Raw genomic sequence first — 13,994 nt, 5'->3', positions numbered from 1 at the left:
TGTCTTGGGGGGGCAGCGATGCTTTCGATAGACCAGTTCTTGCGGCTCATCAGCGTGCCGGCCGTGTTTGCGGCCTTCATCATCGCATCGCAGGTTTCGGCGGCACTGTCGCAAGGTTGGTCAGCGAACCACTGACGAGCCGAGCAGAGCGAGGACGGCCAGCGCCATCAGCGCGGTGCCGAGCCAGCCCAGCGCGACCAGCCACGTCCGGGCCCTGAAACGGCCCATGATCGCGCGGCTCGAGACGATCAGCATCATCATCGCCATGATCGGAACGGCGACGATGCCGTTGAGCACGGCGCTCCAGACCAGCATGTGGATCGAGTCGATCCCGGTGAAGCCGAGGCCGAAGCCGATCGCGGTCGCGGCCGCGATGATGGTGTAGAAGCCGGCGGCCTCGTCGGGCTTTGCCTCGAGCGTGGCACGCCAGCCGAAGATTTCCGCGACACCGTAAGCCGCCGACCCCGCCAGCACCGGGATCGCGAGCAGGCCCGTGCCGATGATGCCGAGCGCGAACAAAGCGAAGGTGAAGTCGCCGGCGAGCGGCCGCAGCGCTTCGGCCGCTTCCGTCGCCGAATTGATGTGGGTGACGCCGTTGGCGTTCAGCACGGCGGCCGTGGTCAGGATGATGAAGAAGGCGATGCCGTTCGACAGCAGCATGCCGAACGTGGTGTCGGCCTTGATGCGCGCGATTTCAGGGGCGCCGCCGCGCCGCGTCTCCTCGCGCAGCGGCTGGTCGCGCTTGCCCTGGTTCATCTCCTCGACCTCTTGCGAGGCCTGCCAGAAGAACAGATAGGGGCTGATGGTGGTGCCGAGCACGGCGACCACCATCATGAAATAGTCGGCGCTGACATTCGCCTTCGGCCACACCGCGGCGAGCAGCGCGGTGCTCCACGGGATCTCCACGGTGAAGGCGGTCGCGACATAGGCGAACAGCGCCAGGGTGAGGAATTTCAGCACCGGCGAATAGCGGCGATAGGGCAGGAACACCTGGAGCAGGGTCGAGCCCGCCGCGAAGATCAGCGCGTGCTCGTGGTTGAGACCGCCGATGACGAGCGAGAGCGCCTCGGCCATCGCGGCGATGTCGGCGGCGATGTTGAACGTGTTGGCGGCGACGAGCATGGCGACGAGCGCCAGCACCGCCCAGCGCGGCGCGATCCGCATTACGTTGGCGGCAAGCCCCTTTCCGGTGACCCGGCCGATCTGCGCGCTGACGAGTTGAATGGCGATCATGAACGGCGTGGTCAGAAACACCGTCCAGAGCAGCCCGTAGCCGAATTGCGCGCCGGCCTGCGAATAGGTGGCGATGCCGGATGGATCGTCGTCCGCCGCCCCGGTGACGAGGCCGGGACCCAGTCGTTGCAGCAGCGTCGGCTCGGACTTCGTCGGTGCGTCGGCGCTGTCGTGCTTGGCGGGGCGGTGTTTCAGGGCGGACCTTCCGGAATTGCGAATCCTGATCTTAAGCGCGTTCATGGCCGCAAAGTTCCTGCACGATGAGCGTCGTGCGTCTGCTGAAGCCGATGCTGCCAGCCCTCGCGAACGGCACGTTGAGGTTGTAGGGAGCGCCATGAACCGTGATCCGGCACCCACGAAGGTCGACCCCCTGAAGCCTGAGCAGGCTGCGGCTCTCGACCGTGACGGTTATCTCCTGCTGCGCGGCGCAGTCCCCGCGGCGTGGCGCGATGCGCTGCGCTCGGCTTTCGAGTCCGGCGTGGGCACCGGCGACCAGTGGGTGGCCCCCCCGGGGCGCCGGCTGGCGACACGCCCTTGTCGATCTCGATCCGACGGTGCAGCGGACCTGTCGCATGCAGCCGCTGCTGGCGGCAGGGGCGCAGATGCTGGGCGGTCCCTTCTTCCTCTCCCAGGTCGAGGGCCGCGAGCCGCTTCCGGGCGGCGGCCACCAGCCCCTGCATCGCGATGGCGCCGGCATGAAGGCCGTCGCCGCCCTGGTCTTCCTCGATGCTTACGGGCCGGACAATGGCTCAACGCGCGTGGTCCCGCGTCATCTCGACCGCGGCGCGTCCGACGAGACCCTGTCGCTCGTGACGGCCGGCGAGGCGGGGGACATCCTGGTGTTCGACGCCGATCTGCCGCATGGGGCGACCTGCAACCGCTCCGGCGCGCGGCGGCGCTCGCTGTTGCTGAGCTTCATGGCGGTGGGCGATCGGGCGAGCATTGAGGCCTGTCGCGCCGTCCGCAACGTGCGCATGGACACCAGCGAGGTGTTTAACCCCTCCTGAGCGATAATTCCGGATGCGGAGGAACGTCGCTTCATCGCGCATGTTGTCTCCGCGGCGACGGAATCTTCGCAAGGAGCGGGACAGTCACCATCGCGGCGACGGCGGCGTCAAGCCCGCCTTGTCGCGGTTCGGCCTCACCCCTCACCAGCAGAGACAGTCATGAACAGGCTCAAGCCGGCCAATTTTCGCAATGCGCTCGACTTGAGCGACAAGGTGCAGGTGAAGACCCTGCGCAAGCGCCTCAAGCTGTCGCCCGATCAGTTCGCCGACGCCCTTCGCAAGTCTGGTAATTCGATCTCGGCCCTCGTCAAGGAAGCGGCCGCTGCGAGGCCCGGCAAGCTGGGGGCGTAAGCCGCCGGCCTGACCGCGCTGGCGAAGCCGGCAGCCGGATTAGGAACAGCGCGCCGATGACGACGTTTCCCGTTTTCAGGAAGCGAGGAATTGGCCGATGGACAATCTGACGAAGCGCGAGCAGCCGGACCGCAGCAAGATCAACATGGACGAGGCCTTCGAGGTCAAATACTGGACCCATGCGCTCGGCGTGTCGAAGGAGGAGCTGCAAAAGGCCGTCGACAAGGTCGGCAATTCGGCCGCGGCCGTCCGCAAGGAGCTCGCAGGGTAGGGCATGTCGCCGACAGCACCGTGCGCGAGCGCCATGAGAACAACGAGACGTGAACTTCGCGTCCGGCTACTTGACGCTGACGAACATGCCCCAGACCGCGGCCAGCGCCGCGCCGGTGAAGACGACCACCGGATTGTCGCAGAACGTGCCGCCGTAGCGGCACACGTCCGCGCCGAACTGGCCGAGCTCGTGATGGCTCGCGGAATAGAACAGTCCCGATAACCCCAGCAGTGCGGCGGCGACGTAGTACATCGGCGATCTCTCCGAAAACCTTTCCGGTTGCGCCCTCCTGGGAGGGCATGTCCCAGCCTGACGCGAACAGATTTCATTCCGCCAAATCCGATTTGCTGCATTTGAATAAAGTTTGCTCCGTCGGGCAAATCACTGGCATGATGGCAGCATCGGGCATTTCCCAGTGAGCCCCGCATGGCCGCTTCTCGCCCTTGCGGACTTTGGCCGTTGCGACTGCGACGCCAGCTCTTGACCCCGAACAGAACAGGTAAGCCCGCCTCGGAAATTTGAATTCATCCCGGGAACAAGTTGCAATTCTGTGCGTTAGGTGGCGTCGTTGGGGGAAACCATCGTGCCGACCGCCGAGTACTATTTGAAGCAAGCCGAAATCGCGTCCCGGATGGCTCTGGCAGAATCCGACCCGGAAAAAGCGAGGGCCATGCATATCCTCGCCCTGGAGTATTACGACAAGGCCTACCTTGCGCAGGTCCAGGAAGCGTCGCCACCGCAGCCAACCAGCTCGGCCAACATCATCCAGAGGCAGTGAGAGCGCGATCGTTGACGGTTTCGGATCTCGCCTCTTGGGGGCCTTCGCGCACATGGTGGCCGACGGGCAGATGTTCCGCATTATCATTCCGCCAAATCCGATTTGCTGCATTTAAATAGAGTTTGCTCCGTCGGGCAAAACACTGGCATGATGTCAGGATTGCCACAGCGCGTAATGGGTAGAGCACTTGCGAAACCCATCGCTCGGTCCCACCCGATGAAGACGATAGCGGCGTGCTCGATCACATGCAGCGGATGATGGGTTTCGCTGCGCTCTACCCGTCCTTCGGCTTACCGGAGAAAGCGCGATGATCCGTCGTGCCCACGCGTCAGATATCTCTCGGGTGGCTGCTCTCTATCACGCGGTTTGGCACGAGACCCAGGCTCCCTTCATGCCCCACGCAGAAATTATCCGTCGGTCCATGGAATTTTTCCTGGAAAGGATGACGGCACTCCTGCATTCGACTTTGGTAACGGAGTTGAACGAAGAGGTCGTGGCGTTTTCGGCGTGGAGAGGCCAGCTTTTGGGCCAACTTTTTGTGGCGATGCCACATCGAGGGACGCGCGTTGCGTCAAGTCTGCTGACAGCCGCTGAAATTGAGATGGCCAAGGGCGGCATTGCCGAGGCAGAACTGAACTGTGTCGTTGGCAATGACCGTGCGCGCCGCTTCTACGAGCGCATGGGCTGGCATCACAAAGCGGACATCATGGAGCAGGTTGCCGGTGAGCACGGGCAAACCGATGTTCCGTTCTGGTGCATGACCAAGGTTCTCGCCAACTAGCCCATGTCCATCGACCACTCTCGAGAGCCCCGCGTGGCCGCTTCTCACGCTTGCGGACTTGGCCGCTGCGACTGCGACGCCAGCTTTTGACCCTATGTATGGTCCGGCCGTGCGTAGCAAGAGGTTCGTCGATCAGGTGGTGTGGTCTTGCATCAATGTATCCGGCCTTTGGTTGGAGCATTTTCTCCGGGCCATCATGGATATCAGCGCGCGTGCGTTCTCATTAGCGGACAGGCCTCGATTGGGCCATTTGGGTCACCAGTGTTCGCATGCGCCGGGAAGACCGAACCTCCATCTCGTCTCATCCTCTCGCAGACCTCGGCTGGAACCTGTTGATGGGGTTACGTCATCGCTTGCTCCTCCTACCTCGCAGTTCCTGTGTTCGAGCCAGGGCCGTTCCTTCGTCCCGGCCCGCAGGACGTGCGTCGCGTCGCGCGCACGGGCGGTCAAGGCCGGCCGTTGCGCTTGGCTTGCGGCTGGCTCCGGCGTTGCCAGGCCGCGCCTTGACCGCGCCGAGCACGGCGCGACGATCAAGCGGGTCGGACGCCTGCATCGTTGGTCCTTGTCAGCTCGAAGGCGCGTCCTTTAGCCAGCACCGCCCAGGCGATGCGGGCAAGCTTGTTGGCGAGTGCGATCGCCAGCACGTTGTGGTGCAATCGCTTCTTGGCGGCTTCGATCCAGGATCTGAGTCCGTAACGTTCCCAGTTCTTGATCCTGACCAGCACCACCCATGCCGCCTGGACGAACAGAACGCGGAGGTAGCGATTGCCGCGCCTTGAGATTTTGCCGAGGATCGTGCGGTCTCCCGTCGAGATCTGCTTGGGCACCAGCCCGAGCCAGGCGCCGAAGTCACGGCCTTTGGAGAAGACGTCTCCAGTGCCGATCGCGGCCACCATGGCGCTCGAAATGATCGGCCCGATGCCAGGCACCGTCATCAGGCGCGAACATGCCTGATCTTGACGGGCCAGTGCTTCGATCTCGCCGGAGAGCCTATCGATGCGCTGATCCAGCCGACGCCAGTCGCCTGCCAACTCCTCGATGACACACAACATGCGTGGCGACAGGGCATCGGTGCGCGTCGCAAGGATGGTGGGCAGTTCTGTGCGCAGGAAGCCGATACCCTGGCGCACCGCGATCCCGCGTTCCAGCATGAAGGCGCGAATCTGGTTGATGATGCCGGTGCGTTGCGACACCAGCCGCTCGCGCACCCGATGCAGCGCCTGCAGATCCAGTTGCTCCGCGGTCTTGGTCGCCACGAACTTCATCGTCGGCGCTGCACGGCTTCGGCAATCGCTTCGGCGTCATTGAAGTCGTTCTTCGGTCCTTTGCTATAAGGGCGGACATATTTGGCCGGCATCAACCTGGCATCGTGACCTAACGATGCGAGTTTGCGGCTCAAATGATGTGCGCCGACGCAGGCTTCCATGCCGATCAGGCAAGGCGGCATATTGGCGAGCCGCGCCTCGACCTGGCCACGCGACCACTTTTGCCGCAGCACGACGGTGCCGCGCGTATCGTGGCCCACGACGTGGAACGAGTTTTTGCCGATATCGATGCCGATCACGGCGATCGCGGTACTGGGTGTCTGGGACATGGCGTGCTCCTTGTCTTGGCGCCCCTGGCCAGCTTATCGCTGGCGGGGCAGGAGCACGGCCGGACCATCCCATTAGCGGATATTGCGGATATTGGTGGCTGCGGAAATCGACGTCGCTCAATGCTCACCTCCTGAGTTGCAAGCGGAACGACGCAAAGCATGAAGAGCGGCACAGAGTCGCTGCACCCATGTGCACCGTGCTTCATTCGAACAGCAGGAGAATTGCATTTTGTATAGCGCATTCGGTCAGGATAGCTGACGGTGCGCGCTGCGTTTTCTGGGCATGACGCTGACGTCTGCCGCGTTCCGTGCTATTATGTGAATATTCCAGGTCGTTCGGTCGAGCCTTGTATTGAGGTCAAAACCGATGATTGGAGCCACCATCCCCACATACTTCGTCAGTCCAAGGCGAAGCATTATGAAAGCATGATCACGTTGACGCTCGGCGCCGGCGTGCAACTCGATTTGACAGGAGAAAGCATACGCAGGTCGATTTCAACTCGCGGCAGTTCACGGCGGAGACCTGAGCCGCCGCTTGATCTAAGGAGGCACTCATGAACTTCATCAACGTGCGCAGAGTCCCCACATTCACCGCAGCGATGAGACTCACCAAAGCAACGGCTTTTGCTGTAGCGCTCGTGTCCTTTGCCCCCGCGGCTGTGGCGGGAGAGCCGATTGAAAAGAAGGGGACTACTCCTTATGTGACGCACTTTATTTTTCGGCCCTTGATGAGCATTGACACCGCCGAACTCGGCAAGGCCACTACGCTGGAGGCGGTCGGGACCACTCAAAACATGAAGGGGGAGAAGATGCTGGACAAGATGTCAGCACGCTGCGTGGCGCTGAACGTCGCGTCCGGAGACAAGAAATACATTGACGGAGCTTGCGTGCTCGCCGACAGCGACGGCGACAAGATTTTCTCGACCTTCGATACTCGAGACCTCGACAAGGCCCAGCCGAAGATGGATTGTGGAACGCATATCATCACCGGCGGCACCGGTAAGTATAAGGGCATCACCGGAAGCGAACCATTTGCGTGCATAGCTATGCCTGCGTTGGCTGGCTCTGGCGATTATTTTGCGATGGACATCCCGCACAACACGTCCTGGGAAATCAAGTGATCCTGAACCCGATGTCGCCGTAAAGATGGTGTTGAGGCGGCCATCAATCGCTGAACGAGAGCCTAGCCCACCACAGCTGGGCTCTTATTCTGTTCATGATTTAGGTCAGATGGTCCGCTCCTGTGATTACGGTGACAGTGCTGGACTGCACCCCTGAAGTGAGACACGATAATTACAGTGACAGTGGGGTTGTCACGTGCGTTACCGCACGTTGTTTTGCGCGAACGCGGTTTCGAACTCAAGAGGCGACTGATATCCGAGCGCCGAGTGCAGGCGCTCCTTGTTGTAGACCTCCGCGATGAAGCTGTTGATGTGGCGGCGGGCGTCGCTGAGGTCGGCAAAGGCTTTGCCGTTAATCTGTTCGGCCTTGAGTGTTTTCATGAAGCATTCAGCCTTGGCGCTCCGTCGGGTAAAACACTGGCATGATGGCAGCATCGGGCATTTCCAGAGAGCTCCGCATGGCCGCTTCTCACCCTTGCGGACTTAGCCGCTGCGACTGCGACGCCAGCTTTTGACCCTGGCTGTGTGAAAACGCCGCTGCTTTGCTATGATTCCCTCGTGATTCTGCGGGGGAAGCTGATGAGGCGCTTCGTTGAGCGAGCGGATCGTGGGCAGCGGACGCATTGCCCGAATGCCTCGATGATTTCATTGACGAGAGCAACCCTGTTCGCGTGATCGACGTATTCGTCGATGCGCTCGATTTGGCCGAGTTAAGCTTCGAGGGAGTGGCGCCGGCGGCGACCGGTCGGCCGTCATACCATCCCTCGGTTCTCCTGAAGCTTTACATCTACGGCTATCTGAACCGGGTGCAGTCGAGCCGACGGCTCGAACGAGAGGCCGGACGCAATGTCGAGGCCATGTGGCTGCTGGGCCGGCTCACTCCCGATCACAAGACGATCGCGGACTTCCGCAAAGACAATGGCTTGGCGCAAGGTATGTGCACGCTTCGTCGAACTCTGCCGTGAAATGGGTCTCCTCGCGACATCGAGCGTCGCCATCGATGGCAGCAAATTCAAAGCGGCGAACAACCGGGAACAAGAACTTCACGCGGGCGAAGGTGGAGCGGCGGCGAGCCCGGCTGGAGGAGAGCGTTGCGCGCTAACTGAGCCAACTTGACGTGGCCGACCGGCAGGAGCCGACGGAGGCGCTGGCCGCCAAGGTGACGAGGCTGACCGAGAAGCTGACGAAGCTGAAGGAGGAAATGGGCAAGCTTGCTGTCTACGAGAAGCAGATGCTTGCTTCGCTGGATCAGCAAATCTCCCTGACTGATCCCGACAGCCGCTCGATGGCAACCAGCGGCCGCGGCTCCGGCGTCGTCGGTTACAACGTGCAGGTCGCCGTCGACACCGAACATCATTTGATCGTGACGCACGAGGTGACGAACAGCGGTTCAGATCGGGCACAACTCACCAATATGGCCAAGCAGGCGAAGGCTGTTCTAAAGACCGAGACACTCGAAGCTGTAGCCGATCGCGGCTACTTCAACAGCCCGGAGATTCTCGCGTGCCACGAGGCCGGCATCACGGTAACGCTGCCTAAGCCGCAGACGTCTGGCGCCAAATCCGAAGGGCGCTTCGGTAAGCAGGACTTTGCGTATTTGCCAGGGGAGGACGCCTATCGCGGTCCAGCTGGGGAGCGACTGCCGTATCGCTACACAAACGAAGAAGACGGCAAGATGCTGCGGCGTTACTGGACCACAGTCTGTCAAAATTGTTCGCTCAAATCGCGATGTACGACCGGGCCAGAGCGGCGGATTACGCGATGGGAGCATGAGCATCTGCTCGAGGCGGTGCAGCAGCGACTCGATGCAAACCCACAGGCCATGCGACAGCGTCGCGAGGACAGTCGAGCATCCGTTCGGCACGATGAAGGCTCGCATGGGAGCGACACACTTCCTCACCAAAACCCTCCCAAAAGTAGCCGCCGAGATGGCACTCTCGGTCCTGGCCTATAATCTGACGCGAGTCTTGAACATCGTCGGGAGCAAGCAGCTGATGGCTGCGATCGTGGCCTGAGACCAAGCCGGTCCTAGCTTCTCACCGACTTCCCCAGGGAACGGTGTTTTTACACGACCAAGACCCACAGCGGACATCCGTCAAACGTCTCTCGCTCAAGCCACCACTGCTTCGAGGATGCTTGCCGCTGAATTGGTGGGCACGACCCTCGTCAGGCGAAGACCGGCTTTGCCAAGAAGTGATGCATACTCGGACTCCGTTCTTTCCTGCCCTCCCAGCAGCACCAGCATTGCCATATCGAGCATCTTTCCCTGATGAGCTGCATCGCCGGATGGAAGAACCATTTCGACGACAAGCAGCCGTGCGTCGGGGGGCATTGCCTTGCGGACGTGGCCAAGGATCGTGAGACACTGGTCCTCGTCCCAGTCATGAATGATGTGCGAAAGAATGTAGGCGTCCGCCCCGGCAGGGACGCTCTGGAAAAAATCACCAGGCACTATCGTCACCCGGTCGCTTACACCCCGGGCAGTTAGCAATGCCGGCGCGTCAGTCACGACATGCGGACGATCGAACAGGATGCCGCGCGGTCCATCATGACGGGAAAGCACAGTGGCCAGCATGTTGCCGGTCGCACCGCCAACGTCAACGATGGTCTTGAAAGCCGAAAATCCATATGCAGCAGCGACGGCAGGAGGTTCCTGATTATGGAGGCCGATCATTGTCTCGCTAAATAGCGATGCCTGCTCTGGATGATGTGCGAGATATTCGAAAAATGGCATACCGTGCGCTTTGTCAAAGCCTGGTTTGCCCGTTTGAACAGAGTATTCCATATAATCCCAAGCACCGCGCTGCCAGGCACTCCCGAAAACAAGCAGGGACGATCTTGCAGAGCCCGGCGCACCGGTCTTCAGAGCCTCGCCCAAGGTAGTCAACGCAAAACGCTGCGCCGATTGCTCTGTCAGGATGCCCAGGCTCGCTAGAGTGCGCATCAATCGATGCAGTGACGGTGCATGCACCTGCATCGGACCAGCTAGTTCCGAAGCGCTCTTCGGCCCAGATGCGAGCTGATCGGCTAGTCCCAACTTTGCAGCGACGCAAACGGTTCTTGAAGTAGCCGCCGCTCCCATTTGGATCAATTGGATGTGCGGCGGCAGCTGTTCAAGAGTATTGGCGGTCATGGCAATTCTCCAAAGCGAAAACAACCAGCATACACGGCTGCCGGGTCGCCGACTACTTCCGCCCGTGGTCCTTGGCGGACGTGGTGGCCGACGGTGCGGATGTTCCGCTTTGTCTCCAGGCGGCCATCTGCAACGTGGCGGCCCCGACGAAACACGCCTGAAACAATCCTGAAACCCGATTGTCCTGAACTCCTTTTCCGTCGGCCTCGACCAACCAAGCGATAAGGAGACAATCATGATCCAGATCGGTTCGAAGGAAGAAGTCGCGTTCCTGTTGGCGCTGTTCGGCACCCACACCCAGCCGGTCAAGCGGCCGAAGCCGAAATCACAGCAAGGCTGAAGGCGCTGATCCCATGCCCGGCTTGGCCGAATGCCAGAGCCTCTTGCGGCTCCTGATCGCAAGGGGAGATCCGAAGGCCATCCCGATCGCCAAGGGCGCCATCGATCAATATCTGAACACGGCGCCGGTCAGCGCCCGCGGGCGCGGCCTGCGTGTGCTCCAGCGCGATGCGCTCGACCAGCACGACCTCGCGGTCGGCGTGCAGCGCTCGTTTGCCGAAACGGTGGACGCTTATATCGAGCGGAAGCTGGCGGAGGAGTAGGGACGTCCGCGGCCAATGTTCCCGCACATCACCCGTTGCTCCAATACTGCCGCGCTCGCTGCCATCGAGGCGGGGCCGGCGATCTGCACTTGGGCCAGCTTCCCACACCAATAGCCGCCACATCTTCCTTATCGGCTCCGCGAGCCACGATCGTTAACCGCTCGTCGGGGAGGGGCCGTTGCAGTTCCTTCGCTTCATCCCAAGGCGCCCGCAGCCAAATCTCTCGCTCTTCAACTGTAGTTAGTATCACCGGCATCGCCTTAGGGTGGATCGGCACGACAATCGCGTTCGGCGTCGTGGTGAGAAAGCCATAGACCTGATGCGGTCCGGGGATCGGCTTTGACTTCGTGCCGCGGTCACCGTTGAAGGTCGTCCAGATGCCGGCGAACGCGAACAGCGGTCGCGACTCCGCGAGCGCGAACCACACGACGTCTTTCTTCTTCGTCTCCGGATTAGGCTCCGGAGCGTATTCGGCAAAGCTGTTGACCGGCACGAGGCAGCGGTGCTCCGGCTTGAGCCAAGCGCGCCAGTGCGGCGACGAGGTGTTGCGAATGTTGGTCACGGGCGGTCCGCCGGTGCGCGGCGGCGGCGGCATGCCCCATCGCATCATCGCCAGTTCGCGTTCGCCATTGCCTGCATCGCGGATGACTGGCGCAGGGTAATCCGGAAACACGCCCGGCATCGGCGGCAGGTTGCCTTCATAACGGCGGACGATTCGGAAGAGGTCGGCGATCGCGGCCTGGTTGGTGGCGATCGAATAGAGATTGCAGATGTGGACGGCCCCCCGCTTGTCAGGATTATAGCAGACTTCTGGCCAGATCGCTTGCTATCAGATGTCCGGCCTGTTTGCGCGGATGAAGCCCGCTGGCCGAGATGGTGTTCGCTACGCACGCTCCAAGCACATAGGCGACATTCGTGATGCCAGTGTAATCTACGGAAGCTCGCGCGTATCGACCGATCGGTCCTTCCATCTACTGCGTCCTGCAAGTTCGTGGGCTATCCGGCGAGCAATCTCGACCGGTACACCGATTTCAGATCAGATGGGCGCGGCGGTTACCGGCCGATTGTATACGCCGCCCGATATCATCAAGCGCCAGGCGATGCGGGCGAACTTGTTGGCTAAGGCCACCGCGACTAACTTCGGCGGCTTTCGCTCCAGCAGAGAAGCGAGCCAGGGTGTCGGCTTATGACGGCCCTTTCGAATGTGCCTCAGCAGCGCGGTCGCGCCGACAATCAACGTCGATCGGAGAATTGAATCGCCAGCTTTTGTGATACCCCCATGTCTTTGCCGGCCGCCAGTTGAATGATCCTTGGGTGTCAGTCCGAGCCACGCCGCGAAGTCACGACCTGATTTGAACGTTTCCGGCGGCGGCGCCTTCATGCTTAGCATGGACGACCCGATTGGACCGACGCCGGGAATCGTCGCGATCCGCCTGCTGACATCATCCTCACGGTGCCACTTCATCAGCTTGGCTTCAATCTTTGCCAGGCGAGCTTCGACCGCGGCATACTCCTCCGCCTGAAGGCGGAAGAGATCCCGCGCCATTTCGGGCAAATTATCATCCTCGAGCACCCGTTTGATAAGTGCTGTGACGTTCTGCCGACCGGCGGGACCGACAATACCAAACTCTGCCGCATAGCTCCTGAAGGCATTGGAAAGCTGCGACTTCACGCTGACCAAGCGTTCCCGCACGGTCATCAACATGCAGGCCGCTTGTCGTTCTTTCGACTTCACTGGCACAAAACGCATACTCGGTCGCGTGACCGCCTCGCACAGCGCCTCGGCATCGGCCGCGTCGTTCTTGCCGCGCTTCACGTAAGCCTTCACATATTGGGGAGGGATCAGCTTCACTTCATGACCAAATGATTGCAGTAGGCGCGCCCAATGATGCGAGCTGCCGCAGGACTCGATGGCGACGAGGACCGGCGGAAGCCGCTCGAAATAGCGGATCATCTCGGCTCGCCGAAACTGCCGACGGACAACTACCGCCTCGTTCTCGTCAACGCCGTGAAGCTGGAAGACCGACTTGGAAGTATCCATACCGATACGAATGGGAAGATTCATCAGACTTTCCTCTCATCTAGCTATGACGCCGGAGCGCCATAGAACCGTGGGGATGAGAGGCCGTCCACACCAGCACATAACTGCCTACTTGGAAGGTCTGACACTTGGGACTCTAGCGCTCTTCGTTTGGGTGAACCCCCACTTGTATGGCGTGATGCTCTGGGACTGCGCGTCCTGAACTCATCCCCGATACTTCTGGATCGCTCTATGGCACGACAACAGGCCAGGGCGGAGTGGATGCCGGCATCGTCTTCAAGCTGAGTCCCGGCCAGGAGGGATGGACGATGACGGTCCTCCATCGTTCTGCCGGTGACAACGACGGGGCCTATCCGAACGGTGGTCTTGCGATGGACCGTACAGGCGTACTTTACGGCACGACGAGCGGCGGCGGGAAGGATGGGCTTGGCACCGTCTTCAAACTCACTCCAACTGATCACGGATGGGAGGAATCGGTGATCCAAACATTTCGGCAGTTGGATGGTTCAAATTGCTTTGGTGGATGCCTACCAATGGCGGGACTGACCTTTGGCACTGGCGGAACGCTGTATGGCACGACAGGCGGCGGCGGCAAATTTGGCGGGGGTGTCGGGTTTTCGCTGACGCCATCTGTCAGCGGCGAGTGGTCCGAACAGGTGCTCTATCATTTCAAGCGCGAAGTTGGCGATGGCCAGGTCCCGAACAGTCGGCTCGTTGTCGGGGAATCCGGCGCACTTTACGGCACGACCAAATCCGGGGGCGACAAGCCCGATATGAACGGTTTTGGCACGGTCTTCAAATTGGTCCCTACACCGACAGGCTGGCGTGAGGTCGTGCTGCATTGTTTTACGGGATCCGCCGATGGCGGAAGGCCGACAGGAACATTGATACGCGACGCTTCCGGAAACGTGTTTGGCACGACCGAAGGTGGCGCAAGGAGCGGTGTCCAACGACGGTACAGTATTCAAGATCGCTGCCGCGGGCATGTTCGGAAGTTAATCCGAGGTCGCCTATTGGGCCCTTCTCAGACTCGCGAAAGGTGAAATCCGATGTCTGCTTCTGAGTTAGATGCGGCAATCGCA

Annotated in this window: 14 protein-coding genes and 2 pseudogenes; 9 read left to right on the top strand and 7 right to left on the bottom strand. The window is 61.0% G+C overall.

Features of this window, described 5'->3' with window-relative positions; genetic code table 11:
- Positions 1–120 precede the first annotated feature (120 nt).
- A complete protein-coding gene (locus ACE10W_RS27925; protein ID WP_110116789.1) occupies positions 121–1,473 on the bottom strand; it encodes an NRAMP family divalent metal transporter in 1,353 nt (450 codons plus the stop codon).
- 332 nt (positions 1,474–1,805) lie between these two features.
- Here ACE10W_RS27925 and ACE10W_RS27920 point away from each other — a divergent pair, with 332 nt between their 5' ends.
- The 3 genes from ACE10W_RS27920 to ACE10W_RS27910 all read left to right on the top strand — a co-directional run bounded on the left by ACE10W_RS27920 (position 1,806) and on the right by ACE10W_RS27910 (position 2,862).
- Positions 1,806–2,240, top strand: coding sequence for a phytanoyl-CoA dioxygenase family protein (locus ACE10W_RS27920; protein ID WP_304564188.1), 435 nt, complete (start codon positions 1,806–1,808; stop codon positions 2,238–2,240).
- A gap of 159 nt (positions 2,241–2,399) precedes the next feature.
- Positions 2,400–2,591 carry a DUF3606 domain-containing protein gene (locus ACE10W_RS27915; protein ID WP_143279753.1) on the top strand — a complete coding sequence of 64 codons (192 nt, stop codon included), beginning with the start codon at positions 2,400–2,402 and terminating at the stop codon, positions 2,589–2,591.
- 97 nt (positions 2,592–2,688) lie between these two features.
- Positions 2,689–2,862: a DUF3606 domain-containing protein gene (locus tag ACE10W_RS27910; protein ID WP_011088855.1), complete on the top strand. Its 174-nt coding sequence runs from the start codon at positions 2,689–2,691 to the stop codon at positions 2,860–2,862.
- A gap of 66 nt (positions 2,863–2,928) precedes the next feature.
- Here ACE10W_RS27910 and ACE10W_RS27905 read toward each other — a convergent pair whose 3' ends face one another.
- Positions 2,929–3,114: a hypothetical protein gene (locus ACE10W_RS27905; RefSeq protein WP_028174439.1), complete on the bottom strand. Its 186-nt coding sequence runs from the start codon at positions 3,112–3,114 to the stop codon at positions 2,929–2,931.
- 331 nt (positions 3,115–3,445) lie between these two features.
- On the opposite strand from ACE10W_RS27905, the gene ACE10W_RS27900 reads away from it, so the two are divergent.
- Both ACE10W_RS27900 and ACE10W_RS27895 read left to right on the top strand, forming a co-directional pair.
- Positions 3,446–3,640, top strand: a complete 195-nt coding sequence (locus ACE10W_RS27900) for a hypothetical protein (protein ID WP_161534046.1) — start codon at positions 3,446–3,448, stop codon at positions 3,638–3,640.
- A gap of 307 nt (positions 3,641–3,947) precedes the next feature.
- A complete protein-coding gene (locus ACE10W_RS27895) occupies positions 3,948–4,421 on the top strand; it encodes a GNAT family N-acetyltransferase (RefSeq protein ID WP_304564189.1) in 474 nt (157 codons plus the stop codon).
- A 530-nt stretch (positions 4,422–4,951) separates the two neighbouring features.
- Here ACE10W_RS27895 and ACE10W_RS27890 read toward each other — a convergent pair.
- Positions 4,952–6,015: pseudogene (locus ACE10W_RS27890) on the bottom strand (IS110-like element ISBj4 family transposase).
- A 554-nt stretch (positions 6,016–6,569) separates the two neighbouring features.
- Between ACE10W_RS27890 and ACE10W_RS27885 the strand changes: the two are divergent.
- Positions 6,570–7,136 (top strand): hypothetical protein, encoded by a 567-nt coding sequence (locus ACE10W_RS27885; RefSeq protein WP_097532620.1) that lies wholly within the window; start codon positions 6,570–6,572, stop codon positions 7,134–7,136.
- Between the two features lie 201 nt (positions 7,137–7,337).
- Here ACE10W_RS27885 and ACE10W_RS27880 read toward each other — a convergent pair whose 3' ends face one another.
- Positions 7,338–7,517: an integrase core domain-containing protein gene (locus ACE10W_RS27880; protein WP_162603688.1), complete on the bottom strand. Its 180-nt coding sequence runs from the start codon at positions 7,515–7,517 to the stop codon at positions 7,338–7,340.
- A 198-nt stretch (positions 7,518–7,715) separates the two neighbouring features.
- Between ACE10W_RS27880 and ACE10W_RS27875 the strand changes: the two are divergent.
- A pseudogene (locus ACE10W_RS27875) lies at positions 7,716–9,151 on the top strand (IS1182 family transposase).
- Positions 9,152–9,246: 95 nt separating this feature from the next.
- Here the strand turns inward: ACE10W_RS27875 and ACE10W_RS27870 are convergent.
- A complete protein-coding gene (locus tag ACE10W_RS27870) occupies positions 9,247–10,269 on the bottom strand; it encodes a methyltransferase (RefSeq protein ID WP_271553197.1) in 1,023 nt (340 codons plus the stop codon).
- 353 nt (positions 10,270–10,622) lie between these two features.
- Here ACE10W_RS27870 and ACE10W_RS27865 point away from each other — a divergent pair, with 353 nt between their 5' ends.
- Positions 10,623–10,871, top strand: coding sequence for a hypothetical protein (locus ACE10W_RS27865; RefSeq protein WP_027545907.1), 249 nt, complete (start codon positions 10,623–10,625; stop codon positions 10,869–10,871).
- Between the two features lie 28 nt (positions 10,872–10,899).
- Here ACE10W_RS27865 and ACE10W_RS27860 read toward each other — a convergent pair whose 3' ends face one another.
- Both ACE10W_RS27860 and ACE10W_RS27855 read right to left on the bottom strand, forming a co-directional pair.
- Positions 10,900–11,643, bottom strand: a complete 744-nt coding sequence (locus ACE10W_RS27860; RefSeq protein WP_271553199.1) for an SOS response-associated peptidase — start codon at positions 11,641–11,643, stop codon at positions 10,900–10,902.
- A 264-nt stretch (positions 11,644–11,907) separates the two neighbouring features.
- Entirely contained in the window at positions 11,908–12,936 is a 1,029-nt protein-coding gene (locus ACE10W_RS27855; protein WP_182872211.1) for an IS110 family transposase, read from the bottom strand.
- 182 nt (positions 12,937–13,118) lie between these two features.
- Here ACE10W_RS27855 and ACE10W_RS27850 point away from each other — a divergent pair, with 182 nt between their 5' ends.
- Positions 13,119–13,955: a choice-of-anchor tandem repeat GloVer-containing protein gene (locus tag ACE10W_RS27850; RefSeq protein ID WP_333937963.1), complete on the top strand. Its 837-nt coding sequence runs from the start codon at positions 13,119–13,121 to the stop codon at positions 13,953–13,955.
- Positions 13,956–13,994: the final 39 nt, after the last annotated feature.

It is taken from the genome of Bradyrhizobium sp. B025 (assembly GCF_042257955.1).
In the GTDB taxonomy this organism is placed as follows: Bacteria; Pseudomonadota; Alphaproteobacteria; order Rhizobiales; family Xanthobacteraceae; genus Bradyrhizobium; species Bradyrhizobium diazoefficiens.
This window is presented reverse-complemented; position numbering and strand designations above follow the sequence as displayed.